The following is a 17,293-nucleotide window of genomic DNA, read 5'->3' on the forward strand; positions in this document are numbered from 1 at the left end:
GAATGCTGTTCTTTTGTCGCGCGGAGCAGCACAGCGCAAACTGGTATGAAAGATCACAATGAGCACCGCGGCGGCGCCGCGCAACCCTTCGAGGCACGTTATAGTCTTTCTGAGCGCCCGCCGGCAATTCTCTCGAACGAGGTCTATTGCGCCGCTTTGAGCTTGAGTCCGGGCCGGAGGCTTACTTCACGTTCTTCGCTGCGACCCTTGCGCTGATCGGAGACTTGCTCGATTCCCTTGCTTCTCACTTCCTCTAAAAAGGCCAGGCGGGCCCGGAAGTAATCTGCACGCATTTGCGCATCAATTACATGTTGCTCGGCCTGAAAAAGGTCCATGCGCAAATCTTTCAACTGGCGTTCAGCCTGCTTCTCGGGAGTCGGAGCGTGATGTGCAATCAGGTTTGCAAGCAGTCGCAACATGATTCGGTCCCCCTGCGTTTGGTTGTTCTTTCGCTGGTGTCTACGCGCATTGCATGGTTGCTATTTACCGATCCTTCGCTCGCAGCGTATGTGCGTCTTGCCACACGCGATGCAAATACTATGCAGTGCTTTGGAATTGACGTGCGGAACATTCGGTCTTCCGGACCGGACTGTCGTCGGCCGCGCATCGGATGGCTGGCAACCATGGCAAGAACCACGCGGCAGATGCTACAGGCAAAGTGTCGCCTGCTGGTGTTCTTCCTCGATCGAACACGCCAAGGCTTAGTCGAAGAGCGTACTGCAACGTTGATCTCCGGGGCCGGCGGCGGAGCGGCGGAGAGGGCCGCCTGATGCGACGAAGCCGGCGGCGCGCCGAAGCACGTTCCTGGTGGCTTACGCGGACGAACGACCTCCAACTACCTCCTACGCTTGGCGCTGTTAAACAATTTGTGGAAAGACGCCGTTATACATGCATGTTCCAACGAGGCTGTCGACATGGTGCCGATGACAGAGCAAACGTTTGCCCGAGGGCTATGGCTGTCGCTGCTCCCGCTCTTCGTCCGTTTGACCTGGATCACGGGATTCGACGTAAGCGGTCTTTATTTCACGCCTCTCAGAGTAGTTGCGCCGGCCTCTGGGACGTGGCGGTGAGGGCTCAGCGGAGTTCGGCGGGCATCTTCCACGGCAGCAACGCGTCGTAGTCCTCGACGGTCGTTGCACAAGGAAGTTTTTGGAAGAGCCAGTGAAGGTAACGGTAGGGATCGATGCTGTTGGCGCGGCAGGTCTCGACCAGCGAGTACAGGTTCGCACTGGCGTTCGCGCCGCCGACAGTATCTGCGAACAACCGTAAGCGATCCATTATCGCCGCCCCTCTGTGTAGTAGACAGGCGCGTTGATTCGTGGAGTGAATATGCTGCGAATCAGTTCTGGGAGGGCGGCATCCGCCAAGGCACGAGCGCTTCGTAGTCGTCGGCGGTCTTTGCCAGAGGCAGGCGCTCGAACAGCCAGGTCAGGTAGCGGTATGGATCGATACCATTGGCCTTGCAGGTTTCAACGAGACTAAAGAGATTTGCGCTGGCATGTGCGCCGGCAACCGTATCTGCGAACAGGAAGCCCTTGCGTGCAACGACAAACGGGCGAATGGAATTTTCACAAGGATTGTTCGATACCGGCCAGTCGCCGTTCTCCAGGTAGCGCACCAGCTTCGGCCACTGCTCACGCAGATAGCGCAGTGCCCTGCCAAGCAGGCTCTGGGGCGGCACCCCTGGAGACTGCTCGATCATGAGATCCTTGATGACCTGGAGTACGCGGGCGCTATAGTGTTGCCGCAAGCGCTGACGCCGGTCTGCATTCCACGTTTTACTGCGTGCCTCGGCGGCAAACAACTTGCCAAACAGTTTGATGAAGCGTGTTGCGAGCAGATCTGGCGTACGTGCCGCCTTGGGAACATTTTCCTCGGCCTTAACGAAGTAACGTCTCGCGTGAACGAGGCAACCAAGGTGCACGAGCTTGTACCGCTCGGCGATACCGTTATAAGCCTCATAGCCATCGGTCATCAGCGCGGCGCCTTCCTGCACGCCAGCGAACAGCCTGTCGGCCAGCTTTGCCCCACGACCCGGCGTGTAGGTATAGCAACAGATCGGGATTCCCGTGCCTGTCATCTGACACCACAGGTAGCTCTTCGTCTGTGGCTTGCGCCCTTTCTCCTTGAGGACCTGGAAGGTCGTCTCGTCAGTGAGGATCACCGCTGCCTCTAGCAGCGCGTCACGCATCAGGTTAATGACTGGCTGCGTTGCGAGGCCGGCCTTAACCATGCTGGCTGCGATCGTGTTTGACGAGATATCACCACCGAAGCGGCGAAGCAGGGCAGCCTGACGATACAACGGCATGCCAAACTGGAATTTGCCCGCCGCGATCCAGGCAAGTGCAGATTCGGTCAGGAGTCCTCGTGGGATGATACGTGGTGGCGCCGGTGTGACCTTGATGCCCAGATCACAGCACGGGCATGCATACTTGACCCGCTGATGCTGGATCACGCGTAGCTGCTCAGGAATCACGTCGAGCTGCTCGCTGATTTCCACGCCGAACTCGACCAGGGCATGGCCGTCGTTGCTACAGAAACGCTCGGCCTCCGGAAGTTCGTGCCGGCGGATCTCGCGGGGCAGCCCGGGATCGAGCGGCTTGCGGTGGCCGCGCTTTTTGCGCGTATGCGCACCGACCTTCGTTTCGGGCGTATGTTCCTGGGCGGGTGCCGCATTCGCGCCAAGCGCCTCAGCTTCGTTGAACAGCCCGAACTGTTCCGAGTCCCGTGCTTCGCTCCTTGCACCAAACAGCTCACGCCGGTAGGCACGCAGCCGTTCCTCGGCCAGGTCGCGCTCCGCGCTCACCAGACGCAGCATGCTGCGGGTTTCCTCGTGCTCGCGCTCAAGGGTGGCATACGCCTCGCGCATGGCGAGTAACGCATTGAGCTCGTCGGCGGAGATCGTGATCTGGGCGGGCATGCCGGATTAGACCATGCATGCCCGCCCATGTTCAGCTCACGCGCAAATATTCCTCCCGTGGATGTCGGCGGATCGCAGTGATGTCATCGCCATCGAGCAGCGCGTGCAGCGACGCTGGCGTCAATGCTACGACCTCGGTCTTCCTGTCGGGCCAGATGAAACGGCTTGTTTCAAGGCGCTTCGTCATCAGCCAGAAACCACTACCATCCCAACCGATGATCTTGACCCTGTCACGGCGGCGGTTTCCGAAGATATAAAGAGAGGAGTCCATCGGGTTCAGATGCATGGCCTGCTCGACGAGAATCGACAGGCTGTTCATGCCGTAGCGGAAATCGACGGGATCGCGGTGCAAGTAGACTTTCAGGCTTTCGTCGAAGCGGAACACGGCATCCTCCCGAGCATCTGGACTACGGTGGTTAGTTCCTCGACGCTTGCTTCCCCGATGTCAAACTCGACACCATTGGAAAGGCGCACATGCAACGCGAGCGCCATCACCGGCACCGCAGGTGGCGGTGGATGCGCCGACGACACCGCAACGACGGGCACAAATGGCGAAGGTGCCGAAGTCTGCACCACCGGCTTGATCAAATCCGGGCGTCCGTCCGATACGCTGTCGATTATCTCGCCCGCGGACGGTGGGAAATCGTGCTCCCTGGCAACGGTGTCCTGCGGTGTCGGCGCATTGTTTTTTGTAAGCGCCCGGCAAAGGCATCCCTGGGCGTAAATTGCCGTCAATCAAGTCGCGGCAGGTGCCCAGCGATGCGGTAGAAGCGCGGCGATATCGTCGGCTCGGTGGGTAGGCAGGCGATTGAGCACGTCTTTCAGATAGACGTAGGGATCGTGGCCATTGAGCTGCGCAGTTCGAATCAAGCTCATGATCGCAGCGGCGCGTTGCCCCGCGCGCAGTGATCCCGCAAACAGCCAGTTCGATCGGCTGATGGCCCAGGGACGGATCTGATTTTCCAGCCAGTTGTTGTCGATGGGCACATGCCCATCGACCAGATAATGCGTGAGCGCCTCCCAGCGCCTGAGGCTGTAGTCGAGCGCCTTGGCGATCGCCGATCCCTCGGAGACCAGTTTGCGCTGGGCGAGCATCCACTCATGTAAGGCATCGGCGATCGGCCGTGCGCGCTCCTGGCGAACTTCACATCTGCGATCCGGCTTGAGTTCTGCGACGTCGCGCTCGACAGCGTATAGCGCGCCGAAGTATTTCAGTGCCTGTTCGGCGATCTGACTTTTGTGGTTGGTGTGCAGTTCAAAGAACTTCCGTCTGGCATGCGCAACACATCCGATTTCAGTGATGCCCAGCTCGAATCCGGCTTTGTAGCCGCTGTGGTCGTCACATACCAGCTTGCCGCGCCAATCGCCAAGGAACGCGCGAGCATGTTCGCCCGCACGGCTGTCGGCGAACTCATAGACCACGGCGCGCACATCGGCGAACTGCGTCGTGGCATACGCCCATACGTACGCGCGCTGCGTCTTTCCTTTGCCGGGTACCAGCATCTGCACCGGCGTCTCATCGGCGTGCAGCACATCGTGCTGCAGAAGCACTTCGCGAAGCGCGTCGACTAGCGGCTGCAACCGTACGCCGCAAACGCCGACCCACTCGCCAAGCGTCGATTGCGGGATCGCCAGGCCGGCGCGCTCGAAGATGCGTTCCTGACGGTACAGCGGCAAGTGATCGCCGTACTTGGCGACCAGCACCTGTGCGAGCAACCCGGCGGTGGGAATGCCCTTGTCGATCACATGCGGCGCAACCGGCGCCTGAATCAGCGTTTCGCACGCCTTGCAGGCCCACTTGCCGCGAATGTGCCGCTCGACCGTGAACACCCCGGGCGTATAGTCCAGCTTCTCGCTGATGTCCTCGCCGATACGCACTCGCTGGCAACCGCACAAGCACGTCTTGTCCTCGGGTTCGTGGTGGATGTCGGTGCGCGGCAAGTGTGGGGGCAACGGTGTGCGCTTGGGCTTCTGACGTTGCTCGCCCGCCGGCGTAGTCGGCTGCAACTGCTCAAGTTCGATTTCAAGTGCGGCCAGATCGGCGTCGATAGCCTCATTGAGCAGACTCATCTGCTCGACGTTGAGCTGCTCGCTGCGCTTGCCGAAATGCAAGCGCCTGAGCGTGGCTATCTCGTGTGTGAGCTGGTCAATGCGCGTCTGACGGTAGCGCAGTTCCCGCTCGTTCTCACCGACCTGAGCCATCAACTGCGCAGCCAGCGTGCGCAGTTCGTCGGGGCTCAGGGTGTCGAGGTTGGCGGGCAGGTTCATGAGGCCAGTCTGCCAGAACCCAACCCGCTGCGGCAAGCAAGCCAGTTTACGGCTTTGGGGGTATTACACGACGGTGATCGCGTGATCGTGCGTGAGCGTCTGCCAGGGTAGCCCCGTCACCAGCGCTCGCAACTGCTCGGGATTCAGCGCGGTGGCGATCGCCTGGTCACCGTTCGTCCAGATGAATCGCCCCTTGTTCAGCCGACGCACGGCCAGCCAGATACCGAACCCGTCGTACACGAGCACCTTCATGCGCGTCGAGTGCTTATTGGCAAACAGGTACGCGTGATGCGGACGTGCCGCGCCGAACACCTTGACTACTTGCGCCAGGATTGTATCGATACCGGCGCGCATATCGATGGGCTCCGTCGCCAGCCAGATCGCGTCGATGCGGATCATCGCAGCCACCCTTGCAACCAGGCGGCGCAATCGGCTGCAGCGCAAAGTGGCCAGCGTACCGTCACGGTCGCCGCCCCGCGGCGTACCTCGATCTGGATCTCCGTCGAAGTGGGCTCCGCGCCTGGCGCTTCCAGTTGCAGCGGGACAAACTCCGCCGGCGGTGCGCTCATCGACTGGCGCGCCTCGCGCGCGAGGTCTTGCTCTTCCCGGGCGGCTACCCATCGCCGCAACAAGTTCGCATTCAACCGGTAATGCAGTGCCACCGCGGCGATCGACACATTTGGCTGCATCGCCGCGCCGATCACCTTCTCCTTGAACTCCTTGCTGTGGCGGCGCCGCCGCGTTGGCTGCACCACTTCCAGAATCGCCTCATTCTCGTTCATAGCGTACACGTGTCCACTTAAAAAATAGGTGGACACGATCGTCGCTTCCTCGTCCTGTCGGTTCAAGGTGACATTGCCGGGGGCTTACTGTTTTTTTCACGCTCAAGCAGATATTTCGTGATCCACTTGCGCAGCAGGTTGGCGTTCACTCCATGCTCCTGCGCCAGGCGGGCAACCGACACGCCTGAGCACAGCGCCGCCTCGATGAGTGCGCGCTTGCCTTTCTCGTCGTACTGCCGCCGTCCGTCGCGGCTCTGACGCACCACTTTCAACTCTGAGTTTTTTTCGGCCATAGGTGTCCACCTCCAGTTGGTGGACACCTATGCTCCTCGCTCCTGCGGCTTACTGCCAGACGTCAAAGATGGATCGCTTACGAACAACCAGCCACGGCGGCCCAGGCAGAATGGCCTGATGGCGTTTTCACAGGGGTTATGCCGACTCCCCGATTAGTCGGCATAACTGGGTTCATGCCGCTAGCGGCATGACAGGGGTTGTTCGAGATTGGCCAGTTGCCGTTCTCGATGTAGCGGACCAGCTTTGTCCATTGCCCCCGCAGGTAGTTCAACGCCTTGCCCAGCAAGCTGCCAGGTACGACATTGGGCTGATGCTGCAGCATCAGCCGGTGGAGGACGTCGAGCACGCGCGCACTGTATCGTCGTCGCAGCCGCTGTCGTCGTTCGGCTTTCCATGTCTGGCTGCGCGCCTCGGCGGCGAACAGCCTGCCGATGAGTTTGATGAAACGCGTAGCCAGCAGCTCGGGCGTACGCGCGGCCTTCGGGACGTTGTCCTCCGCCGGTACAAAGCCCCTCCTCGCATGTGTCCAGCATGCGAGATGGATGAGGTGATGGCGTTGCGCGATGCCGTCGTAAGGGGCGTAGCCGTCGGTCATCAGTACGGCGCCTTCGCGAATGCCGGCGAACAGCTTGTCGGCCAGCTTGCCGCCGCGACCAGGCGTATAGGTGAACACGCGCACGGGCGTATCCGAGTCGGTCATCTGCGCCCAAGGTAGCTCTTCGTCTGCGGCAGACGGCCTTCTTCCTTCAGAACCTGGAAGGTTGTCTCGTCGCAGTAGACCAGTTCGGCATCGAGCCGCATCGCGCATCAGGTTGATCACGGGCTGCGTCGCGAGGCCAACGCGGACCATGTTCGCAACCAGCGTGTTCGATGAGATATCGCCACCGAAGCAGACCTGCCTGCCGGTACAGCGGCATGCCGAACTGGTACTTGCCGGTGGCAACCCACGCGAGTGCCGATTCGCTCAGCGGCCCTCGCGCGATGATGCGAGGCGGCGCCGGCGTGACCCTGATGCCCAGGTCACAGCACGGGCACGCATACTTGACGCGCTGATGCTGGATGACCCGAATCTGCTCCGGAATCACGTTCAGTTGCTCGCTGATCTCCACGCCGATCTCGACAAGCGCATGGCCGTCGTTGGCGCAGAACCGTTCGGCCTCAGGCAGTTCGTGACGGTGGATGTCGCGCGCAAGGCCGGGATCGAGCGGCCTGCAGCCACGTTTGTTGCGCGTGTGCGCGGTGACCTTCGTTGCGGGCGTGTCTTCCTGCGCGGGTGTCGCGTTTGCCCCGAGCACTTCGGCTTCGTTGAACAGGCCGAGCTGGTCGGAATCGCGCGCCTCGCTCTTCGCACCGAACAGTTCGCGCCGGTACGCGCGCAGTCGTTCCTCGGCAAGGTCGCGCTCGGCCGTCACCAGGCGCAACGTGCTGCGCAACTCGTCACGCTCACGCTGAAGCGCGTCATGCTGCTCGCGCATCGCGAGCAGCGCCTTCAGTTCGTCGGCATCGATGGTGACGTTGATCGGCATGCTGCTTTGACTGGCATGCTGATCGTGCGTTCAGCTCACACGCAGATAGGGCGCAGGCACCTCACCCTGCATCGCGACCGGCACGCTGTCGCGCATCTGCGCCCCGCCCTAGGAATCCAGGACGACAGCACTCTTCGCCAGAGGTCATCACGGCAATCAAGAACCTCTACATTGTTTCAAGTGCCGCCGCGCAGTTCGGCGGATACTGATTGGAGGTTCGAGAGGCCCAATGGCGCGCCCTGGCTCAAGGAACCGGAATGGCGAAAGTGATCCCAGATCAACAGGCAACGACACGTGACACGGACGTGATTGCGGCATTCCCCCACTTGGCGAAAATGTGTGAGGACATCCTTCAACTCTATGCGATGCGTCAGCCCTGCCCAGCCGCCATATGGCGTGAAGTGGGCAGACCTGGGAGTGAGGCTTACGAGTGCATTGACCTGTTCGCCATCCGTCAACCTGCAGCGGGTGCTTGCCCCCCGCCATCCGCGCCGGTGCTCCGACATTCGAACAAAACAGGATCACGCGCGATCAGTCAGACTGACCCGGTCAGAAGTTCGTCGTCGCGAGCGTATCCGATCTTCAAGCGTATCGAAACTTCGTGCATCAGGAATATGGGCGTCAGGGACCAGTTGACCTCGCAAACCGGTCTCTCGACACCCGGCAGTTCGAAGGACCGCTGAGGGTCGATCGGAGCCTTTCATTGTGAGACCGGTGCGGCCAGTTGAAGACCTCCGACATCTCCACCAAAATGACGACAATGTTCCCCAAAAACGCGATTGCCCGTAGTGCTCGTAGTCAGGGACTCGGCTAAATCTGAAGGAAAACATGAGACGATGGTTCCTCGCCGTGCTCGCGGCCACCTGTTTCGTGCCTTGTGTTCGTGCGCAAAGCAACGAATCCGACTCGCTCGTCACGCCCTCGGGCGAACTGCAATTCGTGCGCGTCGACCGCGATTTCGCCGGGATGCTCGACAAGGAAATTTTCGATCGCTTCAGCGCTAACGCGCTCATGCATTTCGACGACGTCGGTGACGCAAATCACACCGTCACGCGAGCGCTTGTGCAGACCGATTCCGGCCCGGTGCTCTACGACTTTCGCCATCATCCGCCACTTGTGCAGCGCTCGGGTAAGCGAATAACGGTCAAGCGCGTGTTCTGGCGAGACGATGAAGTCGTGATGCAAAGCTCGCAGGGCTGGTTCCGATTCAAAAGCGGCGTGTTGATGAAGCTGCAGTCGTCTACGACGATTTACCATTGAATACGCGCGCCCTCCGAACATACGCTCGCCAGCGACGACACACACCAGCTCGGCACGCAGCGCTGTCGAAAGATGCCGGCATTGTCGACAATCATGCCGAGGTGCTGTGCGGTTGTCGTCGTGATTGCGGTTGCCATGCCGGCCCGGGCCGATGCGGAGGCCGAACGCACAGGTTCCCAACTGACCGATGACGCCATCGTCAGCACATGGCGTGCCTTGCGCGCCGTCGATTGCTCCCGCTGCCATGGCAAGGACTATGGGGGGGCTGGCGGCACCCTCGATTGTTGAGTACGCGCGTACTCAGAGCCGTGAGATGTTTGATCGGATGGTCCTTGACGGCGAGCCGTCACGCGGAATGCCTGCCTATCGCGACAACCCCTCGATCGCTGAGCGCATCGACGATATCTACCGGTATTTTCTCGGCCGTGCCGACGGCACTATCCCCGCCGACCCGCGGCCTGCGCAGCGTTAGTCAAAAGTGGAGCGGCTTGCGTCTCCCGCATCCGGCAGACTCCGGTCCTTCCTCCGCACGCTAAGGTGGCCATTCAACCGCCGGCTCCGCACTGCCCACTCGATGAGGTGTCCTGCCTGTAGAGGGCATCTCAACAGGCTTTCCTATTTGCACCATGTATGGACGACTCCCTGTTGTCAAGCAGTCTCAGTTTTCTGGCATCAGGTCGAGGTTGCAGCCATGTATCCGGGCTCAGTTGGCAGCACTCGCTGCAGGCCCACGATGGATATCCGCGAATGGGTACCCCATCAGAACCTCGGGCTTGTTTGCCCATGGTGCAAAGCGGGTTTGGCCCACCACGGTCCGACCGTTCTGTCATCGAATTGAAGTCTGCTCAAGCAACCTCTGGAAAGTGAACGCTGTTTTGCTGCCAATTGCGAGGCCTGTCAACCCGTCACGCTGGATCGCGTAGGCACATGGTTTGCCTGAAAGGCCTGATTTCGTATCAGCATGGCCCACGCCGTCCGTGCATTCTTTGCCGCGAGCGCCACAGCAGCGATATTTTTGTGCCGGCGCCGACACAGTTTCATCAGCCAGGAATCAGCCATCTCGGACTTGCTGGCTGCCATACGAATAACCGCGCGGGCGCCGTGAATCAGAAGTGTTCGTAATGCCGTATCACCGCGCTTGCTGATGCCCAGCAGATGTGGGGTACCGCCCGAGGAATGCTGACGCGGCACCAAGCCCAGCCATGCAGCAAGTTCACGGCCGCTGCGAAAAGCTCGGGCGTTGCCGATCGAGGCTGCCAGGGCCGAAGCGGTCAGCGGCCCGATCCCGGGTATTGTTTCGAGAAGTTGACCGGGCGCATCCGTGCGATGGATTGCGCGGATACGACCTTCGAGCTCAGCCACCTTGCTGCCAAGTTCGCGCAAGTGCTCGACGAGCATCTGGATTAACGCCCGGAACGGCTCAGAATGTTCACCGTCCCGGATGGAAAGAGCCGCCATGGCCCGTTGGCCAAGCAGCCGGATACCTTGTGGCAGCACGATACCGAACTCGCCGAGAAGCCCGCGGATCTGGTTGGCCAGTGCTGTGCGTGACTTGACCAGACCGGCACGTGCGCGATGCAGCGACAGCACTGTCTGTTGCGCCTGCGTCTTGACCGGTACAAATCGCATGTTCGGTCGCGTTATCGCCTCGCAAATCGCTTCGGCGTCGGCCGCGTCGGTCTTGTTACTCTTTACGTAAGGCCGGACGAACTGCGGGGCGATCAGTCGAACGGTGTGTCCGAGCTTTGCGAGCTCGCGGCCCCAGTAGTGCGACGAGGCGCATGCTTCCATGCCGATTACGCACGGTTGCAGCGTGGCGAAATACCGAAGTACGTCCGCGCGTCTGAGCTGTTTGCGTACAACGATTTGGCCATGCGAATCCACTGCGTGAAGCTGCAGCACGCTCTTGGCCAGGTCCAGTCCAACAGTCGCTATGTTCATGATGAACGCTCCTTTGCCGTGGAGGTCACGACTTCTCCACTTTGGCATAAACCCCTCGCTGGGTGGCGGGAGTCGTCCATCACATCAGAACCGCAAACAGAGGCGGCCTCGTGTTGAAAGCGGGAATGCAGGTGCCCCGCGAAACTGATGACGGCGCATGGAAAGCGGTGGCCTTGACAGAGGGGCTTCCGGCGCTGCACTGCCTACGTGCAACGGCCCGACAACACCACCCTGAACAGCCAGCCCCGCTTCCATCGCTTACTGACGAGTGATTATGGCGTAACCGAGCATCCCAACGTGCAGGTGTTGTTCGAGTACTGCGCCGCTTTTATGCCCCAGTTCTTACCGATGATGGTACGGCTAGGAATGTTAGCGCCTTTGAAACCCTGTGCGTTGCTCTTGCCCGACACCGTGTTGTTACGCACGATATTAGTGGAGTAGTCAGCGTTCCCTGCAACACCTCCCGTCAGCATCACCGACGACGACATGAGGGGTGCGCCATAGCCATATACAGCGTTGATCGTGTTGTACTCGATTACGTTGTGGCCGGTCGCCTGGCTGGTGTTGTCGTTCTCGATGCCTACTGCGCAGTCGGTCACCGTGTTGTGTCCGATGTAGCCATTGGTGTGAGCAACCAGCACCGGACCATAGTAGCCGCAGCTTGAAAACGTGTTGTAGATGATCTGGTCGCCGCTACCGCCATTGGGCGAGCCGTAGGTCTGGAACATTGACTGGCCGAAGAACTGCTTGAAGCTGTTGCCTGCCAGGAAGAAGTTGCTGACAGGACCCTTCGTTTCAACCGGAATATCCCAATGCCGCGTGTCGTTGTCGTAGTACTGCGGAGCCACAGTATTTGCGCCCACGAAGTTGCACTCGACGATACTGTCATTCGTATAGGCATTCGTACCGTTGCCGATCAGGAACATATTGTAGTTGTAGCCCGTGTTCCGCTTGAGGATGGTCCCCTGGCACTGAATGTGACGGTTGCTTGCTCGCACATTGACCGTGCCGTTGATCACACACGTGCCGGCAGGAACCAACACGTCGCCCGCATTGACCGCCTTCTGGAACGCAGCCGTGTCATCCGTTATGCCATTGCACTTGGCCCCGTAAGTAATCGGGCTAACCGGATTGACCAGTGCGGGTGGCGTGTATCTGGTAGACGCAGCCGCTGCAACCGTGGCGGTGGTTGACTTGACATAGCACGCTTTCACATAACCGACCGCAGGATCGGCCATCGCGCTATTGTCACATGGCACGCTGCCGCTATAGGTGCCGTTCACTGCATACATTGCCGAAGGAGAACTCGGAGGCCATGCACCATAGAGCACGCTTTGCGTGCCGGAGAAAGTGCAGGTGCCATGCTCGTCCGCACACTTTGTCCACGTCACGCCGTTGACGGTAACGGTAGCCGGATTGCTCGCTGCATGGCCGGTTGAAACAAATGCAAGCGAGAGAAGAGAAAATAAGAAGTACTTAATGTGTCTCATTCCATTGTTCCCAAAGTTAGATATGAACTTACTTATAGTGGTGACAGGATGAATCTGGGGAATGCGTGACCATGTTCATCGCTGATGAAGCGATGTTTTAAAATCGGTCGGAAGATGCCGTCAGATATGGGCGTGCGGACGCCTCTGGTTGTCAGATTGCCAGATCTGTTGAGTTGCAACAGTTAGCACAAACTATTAGTACTACAAATTAAAATTAGTGCAAACACCCCATCAGCAAGGCCCATTAGTTAGCAAAACCTTGGATTGCACCACCGGAATGCAATACAGGACAGTGAGACGCTCCCGTATGCTTCGACTGCGACACGTATCGATCGACCTCCATCAAGCGTCGATGATCCGCCTGCCACGCGTGCGGCAAAAAGCCGACGATAAGATTACGCACGCCGGCGGCCTGAACGCGTAATGCGTCGGAAGATTTGGCCAGACAACCGGCCACTGCAAATAAGGCAATCGACTTCCAAAGTCAGCCATTGATTTAGGCCTGCTGAGGGTCAGATTGGATTTACTTCTTTCAACATTTCATGCTCGCCGCCACGGGACTGCAAAAACCGTTAGTTCCCACCCACGTTGTCGAGCCACATACATAGATCATGCCGCAATAATTGCGGCACTCTTCTGACACTACGGTATAATTTGCGGCCATCCTGCAGTTGTGATTATATGCATTTTCCCCCTTGTAACGCAGGTTGAAATCCTGCGGATAAGCACTAACCCGAACCACATCGGGTCATCTAGCCAAGAATCGCCTATCTGATCTACGAAATTAAGGCGCCCGTCCGTGGATTAACGTTAAATTAGCGAAATGTTTTTTAACAACACCGGGTTGTGGCTTGACAACTTTATAATGACGTGGAAAGTAGGTTGGAAAAGTGCGCCGACGATATCAGTTTCTCCCTCCATCCCTCCACATTGTGACAATCTGACAAGAGATGCGAGTTTTCGCTGCGCTTTTTTGCGATATGAAATACAGATTGGAGCAAGGTCGATAAGCAAGGTATTTGCTTATAAGTGTTCACGAAAAATTTACTTGGAATTTCGAACCATATCCGTTGAGCAGAATTTCCTGCTCCGCATCGATGGTTTCTTTCGTCCAGGTCGCGAATCGCCGCCAGTGGTACTTGAAGTGCTTCCATACGATCTCGATGAGATTCAGTTCGGGGCTATACGGCGGTAGATAAAACAGGAGTGCTTTGTGTTCGATGAACCAGCGGTCCAGTGTGACCTGATCGATCCCGTGATGAATGCTCGCGTTGTCGAGCACGATCACGATCGGTCTACCATCGCCCTGACAGATCAGGTCATTGAGAAAACCCTCAACGTGAGGCCCTTTGACGGTATGGCTGCTTGCTGCATGGACGAAACTGTTCTCAGCGAAGTTCAGTGCGCCCATCACATTGCGTCGACAATGGTGGTTGGGCTCAATGGCATGGGGCAGTCCACGTGGTGACCAGCTACGCTGCACAGGCGGTGATCCGCAAAAGCCGGCCTCGTCGAAATAGAACAGGCGACACTGGCCATCGCGCGCGGCGACCTGAAGCTTCTCAAGCGTGGCCTGTTTCATCTCGAACTCCCGTTCATTGCGCTTTTTTTCAGCGAGAAGCGGTTGCGCTTGAAAGTGAAGCCCGCACGCTTGAGGGCTTCACCCAGCGTTTCTATCTTGCAGGGCAGCGCCTGGGCCTGTGCCTGCTCAACGCGTCGAGCTATCTGGACCAGGGTAAGTGGCTCTGCCCGCGCAATCTCCAGCGCGATAGCGACCACGTCATCGGAAAGTGCACGCGGCCGACCACCGTTGTGACCGCCCATGAGCGCGCAAACGCCTCCAATACGCCACGCGTGAGCCCAGTTGTAGACAGCCTGGTCGCTCACACCGAGGGCTTCACAGACGACCTTTGGCTTATCCCCACGAGCGAGCATCAAAATACCAGTGGCGCGTCTGCGTGTGTTCTTGAACCGGTGATTGATCGCCATCTCCTGCAATGTGATCTCCTCAGCCTTCACAAGCTTCACACGGCATTTCATCGACACCTCGGCACCAGGGAAAAATCCAGGTTACCGAATTCCAAGCAGTTTTACCAGGATCACTTATTGAGGTCGTCGAATTGATTAGCAGTGGACCGATGGACCCGACTCGCGCACGTCAAATGTCCATTGGCAGTCGTGTGCATGACTTCGATCCGCGCCCAAGAAGATCCAGGCGTACTAGAGGGTCTCGAATCGCAGCATCGGTTGCGTGCGTCACTTGATCGCCGCATCGAGTTCGATGGCTACATCATGCTCAGCTTCCCAAATTTCAGGAATGGTCGTCGGGCGAATGTTCCTTGTCGACAACCCTTTTCGACGTTTCGGATTCGGCGCGACACCCCGTAATCGCCGGCGCATCGCGCTCGGACGCGAGCGCTGACGAGCAAACGTCGCAACAGCGCCGCTGACGATGGGATACTCGACGGTACGGAACGCGAGACCCTTTTACGACGAAACAGCCGAATGGACGGGTGTCGTGAACTCAAAGATAGCGCCGCTGAGTACATCTGCGCGGGCCCACAATCGACCGCCATTTGCTTCGATGATTGCACGGCAGATCGATAGACCCATCCCCAAACCGGTAGTCTTTGTCGTATAGAACGGCTCAAAGAGGTACTCGATATGCCCGGGTTCAAGCGGTTCCGGAACGAGGCCCTACCCTCTATGGCATCGAACTGACGCATCGCATTCGCAAAGGCCACTTTCGCTCTCACGAGAGAGCACCTCAAAGATATCACTTCGCCCTCGATCTGGATGGCGCTTCTTTCAGCTCGTTGAGGTCTCGGAAAAATCCGCGATTTCTCGCCTGCCACCCAATTTGCACCACGTATGGACGACTCCCTGTTGTCAAGCAGTCTCCGTTTTCTGAACTTGGGTCGAGGTTGCAGCCATGTATCCGGGCTCGATTCACACAGCACTCACTGCCGGGCCACGATGAATATCCGCGAATGGGGTACCCCATCACAGCCTCGGGCCTGGTTGCCCGTGGTGCAAAGCGGGTTTGGCCCACCACGGTCCGTTCTGTCATCGAATGAAGTCTGCTCAAGCAACCTCTGGAAGGTACGCGCATCTTTGCCGCGAGCGGCGGCAATGTTTTTGTGTCGGCGTCGACACAGTTTCATCAGCCAGGAATCAGCCATCTCGGGCTTGAGGGCTGCCATGCGGATAACCGCGTGGGCACTGCGTGAATCAGAAGGGTTCGTAAAGCCGTATCGCCGCGCTTGCTGATACCCAGTCGAGCCTGAACAAATCGGCGAGCCTCGTGCAGCGGAGCTTTGAGGCCAAAATTGTGTTGTGAGATTTGCAGGAACCTGGCAAATTAACGTGAGAATCCTGCAAATTCTGGCGAGGTACGGATGGGTCCGAAGACGCCTGTGAAAGAAGGAGATTTCTTCCGGCAGCCGCTGCGTGAACAGATCAATCTGAAACATCCGCTGGTACGGCTGGCCGACCTCATCAACTGGGATCGGCTGGGCGTCGCGATGAGCGAAAGCTTCGTGTCGCGCAAGGGGCGCCCGGCTACATCGCCCAAGCTGATCGCCGGTCTGCTGTATCTGCAGCACGGGTTTGACCTGTCCGACGAAGAGGTCGTCTGGCAATGGGTGGAAAACCCGTATTGGCAGGTTTTCACTGGCGAGACCTACCTGCAGACCGAACCGCCAATCGATCCATCGAGCCTGACGCGCTGGCGCAAGCGGCTGGGCGAAGCCGGCGTCGAAGAGTTGCTGGCCGAAACGATCGAGGCAGCAAAACGTGCTGGCGTGATCAAGGCTGCAAGCGTGAAGCGCGTGATTGTAGACACGACGGTCATGGAGAAGGCGATTGCCCATCCAACCGATTCCCGCTTGCTTGAGCGGTGTCGCGAACATCTGGTAAAGGCGGCTGCGCGGCATAGCCTGAAGCTGCGGCAGAACTACAACCGCGAGGCGCCGCACCTGGAGCGTCAGATTGGCCGCTACGCCCATGCGAAGCAGTACAAACGCATGAAGAAGGCGTTGCGTACGCTGCGCTCGCGTGTGGGTCGGGTGATGCGTGACGTGGAGCGGCAGGTCGATTCGGTATCCGAAGGAAGCCGTGTGGCCTTGCAGGAACTGATTGGGCGCACGAAGCGGATCCTGTCGCAAAAGACAAAAGACAAAAACAAGCTCTACGCACTGCATGCGCCAGAGGTGGAGTGTCTGGCCAAAGGCAAGGCGCGCACGCCGTATGAGTTTGGTGTGAAGGTGTCGATCACAACGACGCACAAGGAAGGCCTGGTCGTTGGCATGCGCTCGATGCCGGGCAACCCTTACGACGGCCACACCCTTGCAGAAGCGCTGGAGCAGGCGGCAATCCTGAGCGACATCACGCCGGAAATCGCCGTCGTCGACCGCGGCTACAAGGGCGTAGACATCGAAGGGGTGAAGATCTACCACCCGGGGCTGCGGCGAGGCATTACAAGGGGATTACGGGCGATGATCAGGCGGCGCAGTGCGATCGAGCCAGCGATCGGCCACATGAAGACGGATGGAAAGCTCGATCGGAACTGGCTTAAGGGTACGCTCGGCGACGCGATGCACGCGGTGCTGTGCGGCGCTGGCCACAACCTGCGCATGATCCTCAGGAAACTGCGGCTTTTTTGCGCCCTCGTTCTTGTGGCGCTGTTCGTTTCTGTCGATCAGACAACGGCCGTCGTCTGACGCCGGCGACGACCAAAACGCTTTATTCAGGGCGGACTACCCAGCAAGCGCGCAGTGCCACCCGAGGAATGCTGGCGTGGGACCAGACCCA

17 protein-coding genes and 1 pseudogene are annotated in these 17,293 nt (G+C 58.9%); 2 read left to right on the top strand and 16 right to left on the bottom strand.

The window, feature by feature from the left end; translation table 11 throughout:
• Nucleotides 1-143: 143 nt before the first annotated feature.
• The 11 genes and pseudogenes from C2L64_RS13425 to C2L64_RS54825 form a co-directional block, all read right to left on the bottom strand.
• Nucleotides 144-419, bottom strand: coding sequence for a hypothetical protein (locus tag C2L64_RS13425; protein WP_090839227.1), 276 nt, complete (start codon nt 417-419; stop codon nt 144-146).
• A 655-nt stretch (nt 420-1,074) separates the two neighbouring features.
• Nucleotides 1,075-1,263 (bottom strand): annotated as a pseudogene (locus tag C2L64_RS13430) (transposase domain-containing protein); the annotation flags it as partial.
• A 76-nt stretch (nt 1,264-1,339) separates the two neighbouring features.
• The gene (gene tnpC / locus C2L64_RS13435) at nt 1,340-2,920 is read right to left on the bottom strand and encodes an IS66 family transposase (RefSeq protein ID WP_103153695.1); all 1,581 of its coding nucleotides are present in this window, start codon (nt 2,918-2,920) and stop codon (nt 1,340-1,342) included.
• Nucleotides 2,921-2,951: 31 nt separating this feature from the next.
• Nucleotides 2,952-3,305, bottom strand: a complete 354-nt coding sequence (gene tnpB / locus C2L64_RS13440) for an IS66 family insertion sequence element accessory protein TnpB (RefSeq protein ID WP_086916615.1) — start codon at nt 3,303-3,305, stop codon at nt 2,952-2,954.
• The gene (locus C2L64_RS54815) at nt 3,281-3,655 is read right to left on the bottom strand and encodes a DUF1186 family protein (RefSeq protein ID WP_244212200.1); all 375 of its coding nucleotides are present in this window, start codon (nt 3,653-3,655) and stop codon (nt 3,281-3,283) included. Before C2L64_RS54815 ends, tnpB (C2L64_RS13440) begins: the two co-directional genes overlap by 25 nt.
• Nucleotides 3,656-5,188, bottom strand: coding sequence for an IS66 family transposase (gene tnpC / locus C2L64_RS13450; protein ID WP_007576368.1), 1,533 nt, complete (start codon nt 5,186-5,188; stop codon nt 3,656-3,658).
• 63 nt (nt 5,189-5,251) lie between these two features.
• Nucleotides 5,252-5,587, bottom strand: a complete 336-nt coding sequence (tnpB, locus tag C2L64_RS13455) for an IS66 family insertion sequence element accessory protein TnpB (RefSeq protein ID WP_158660510.1) — start codon at nt 5,585-5,587, stop codon at nt 5,252-5,254.
• The gene (gene tnpA / locus C2L64_RS13460) at nt 5,584-6,036 is read right to left on the bottom strand and encodes an IS66-like element accessory protein TnpA (RefSeq protein WP_081498762.1); all 453 of its coding nucleotides are present in this window, start codon (nt 6,034-6,036) and stop codon (nt 5,584-5,586) included. Before tnpA ends, tnpB (C2L64_RS13455) begins: the two co-directional genes overlap by 4 nt.
• Nucleotides 6,033-6,263 (bottom strand): transposase, encoded by a 231-nt coding sequence (locus C2L64_RS13465; RefSeq protein WP_407671718.1) that lies wholly within the window; start codon nt 6,261-6,263, stop codon nt 6,033-6,035. The genes tnpA and C2L64_RS13465 overlap by 4 nt, the downstream gene beginning before the upstream one ends.
• Nucleotides 6,264-6,340: 77 nt before the next feature.
• Nucleotides 6,341-7,114: an IS66 family transposase gene (locus tag C2L64_RS54820; protein ID WP_244144693.1), complete on the bottom strand. Its 774-nt coding sequence runs from the start codon at nt 7,112-7,114 to the stop codon at nt 6,341-6,343.
• Complete coding sequence (locus C2L64_RS54825) at nt 7,011-7,790, bottom strand: IS66 family transposase zinc-finger binding domain-containing protein (RefSeq protein ID WP_244144692.1); 780 nt, start codon at nt 7,788-7,790, stop codon at nt 7,011-7,013. Before C2L64_RS54825 ends, C2L64_RS54820 begins: the two co-directional genes overlap by 104 nt.
• Before the next feature lie 828 nt (nt 7,791-8,618).
• Here C2L64_RS54825 and C2L64_RS13475 point away from each other — a divergent pair.
• Nucleotides 8,619-9,050, top strand: coding sequence for a hypothetical protein (locus C2L64_RS13475; protein WP_090838623.1), 432 nt, complete (start codon nt 8,619-8,621; stop codon nt 9,048-9,050).
• 897 nt (nt 9,051-9,947) lie between these two features.
• On the opposite strand, the gene C2L64_RS13490 is transcribed toward C2L64_RS13475, so the two are convergent.
• The 5 genes from C2L64_RS13490 to C2L64_RS13510 all read right to left on the bottom strand — a co-directional run bounded on the left by C2L64_RS13490 (nt 9,948) and on the right by C2L64_RS13510 (nt 15,100).
• Complete coding sequence (locus C2L64_RS13490) at nt 9,948-10,991, bottom strand: IS110 family RNA-guided transposase (RefSeq protein WP_090838629.1); 1,044 nt, start codon at nt 10,989-10,991, stop codon at nt 9,948-9,950.
• 272 nt (nt 10,992-11,263) lie between these two features.
• On the bottom strand, nt 11,264-12,481 hold the full coding sequence (locus tag C2L64_RS13495) for a pectate lyase family protein (protein ID WP_143055816.1): 1,218 nt from the start codon (nt 12,479-12,481) through the stop codon (nt 11,264-11,266).
• Nucleotides 12,482-13,514: 1,033 nt separating this feature from the next.
• Nucleotides 13,515-14,063: an IS630 family transposase gene (locus tag C2L64_RS13500; protein ID WP_090838632.1), complete on the bottom strand. Its 549-nt coding sequence runs from the start codon at nt 14,061-14,063 to the stop codon at nt 13,515-13,517.
• Entirely contained in the window at nt 14,060-14,521 is a 462-nt protein-coding gene (locus C2L64_RS13505; RefSeq protein WP_079503012.1) for a helix-turn-helix domain-containing protein, read from the bottom strand. The genes C2L64_RS13500 and C2L64_RS13505 overlap by 4 nt, the downstream gene beginning before the upstream one ends.
• A gap of 447 nt (nt 14,522-14,968) precedes the next feature.
• Complete coding sequence (locus tag C2L64_RS13510; protein WP_407671719.1) at nt 14,969-15,100, bottom strand: ATP-binding protein; 132 nt, start codon at nt 15,098-15,100, stop codon at nt 14,969-14,971.
• A 779-nt stretch (nt 15,101-15,879) separates the two neighbouring features.
• Between C2L64_RS13510 and C2L64_RS13515 the strand changes: the two genes are divergently transcribed.
• Complete coding sequence (locus tag C2L64_RS13515; RefSeq protein WP_090838636.1) at nt 15,880-17,202, top strand: IS5 family transposase; 1,323 nt, start codon at nt 15,880-15,882, stop codon at nt 17,200-17,202.
• Nucleotides 17,203-17,293: the final 91 nt, after the last annotated feature.

It is taken from the genome of Paraburkholderia hospita (assembly GCF_002902965.1).
GTDB classification, from domain to species: Bacteria; Pseudomonadota; Gammaproteobacteria; order Burkholderiales; family Burkholderiaceae; genus Paraburkholderia; species Paraburkholderia hospita.

What these genes read in the sequence shown, in the direction of transcription:
- tnpB (WP_158660510.1), bottom strand. Translation starts at nt 5,587, where the DNA reads ATGATCCGCATCGACGCGATCTGGCTGGCGACGGAGCCCATCGATATG.
- C2L64_RS13515 (WP_090838636.1), top strand. Translation starts at nt 15,880, where the DNA reads ATGGGTCCGAAGACGCCTGTGAAAGAAGGAGATTTCTTCCGGCAGCCG.
- C2L64_RS54825 (WP_244144692.1), bottom strand. Translation starts at nt 7,790, where the DNA reads ATGCCGATCAACGTCACCATCGATGCCGACGAACTGAAGGCGCTGCTC.
- tnpC (WP_103153695.1), bottom strand. Translation starts at nt 2,920, where the DNA reads ATGCCCGCCCAGATCACGATCTCCGCCGACGAGCTCAATGCGTTACTC.
- C2L64_RS13490 (WP_090838629.1), bottom strand. Translation starts at nt 10,991, where the DNA reads ATGAACATAGCGACTGTTGGACTGGACCTGGCCAAGAGCGTGCTGCAG.
- tnpC (WP_007576368.1), bottom strand. Translation starts at nt 5,188, where the DNA reads ATGAACCTGCCCGCCAACCTCGACACCCTGAGCCCCGACGAACTGCGC.
- C2L64_RS13500 (WP_090838632.1), bottom strand. Translation starts at nt 14,063, where the DNA reads ATGAAACAGGCCACGCTTGAGAAGCTTCAGGTCGCCGCGCGCGATGGC.
- C2L64_RS13425 (WP_090839227.1), bottom strand. Translation starts at nt 419, where the DNA reads ATGTTGCGACTGCTTGCAAACCTGATTGCACATCACGCTCCGACTCCC.
- C2L64_RS54820 (WP_244144693.1), bottom strand. Translation starts at nt 7,114, where the DNA reads ATGGTCCGCGTTGGCCTCGCGACGCAGCCCGTGATCAACCTGATGCGC.
- C2L64_RS13495 (WP_143055816.1), bottom strand. Translation starts at nt 12,481, where the DNA reads ATGAGACACATTAAGTACTTCTTATTTTCTCTTCTCTCGCTTGCATTT.
- C2L64_RS13475 (WP_090838623.1), top strand. Translation starts at nt 8,619, where the DNA reads ATGAGACGATGGTTCCTCGCCGTGCTCGCGGCCACCTGTTTCGTGCCT.
- C2L64_RS13505 (WP_079503012.1), bottom strand. Translation starts at nt 14,521, where the DNA reads ATGAAATGCCGTGTGAAGCTTGTGAAGGCTGAGGAGATCACATTGCAG.
- C2L64_RS13465 (WP_407671718.1), bottom strand. Translation starts at nt 6,263, where the DNA reads ATGGCCGAAAAAAACTCAGAGTTGAAAGTGGTGCGTCAGAGCCGCGAC.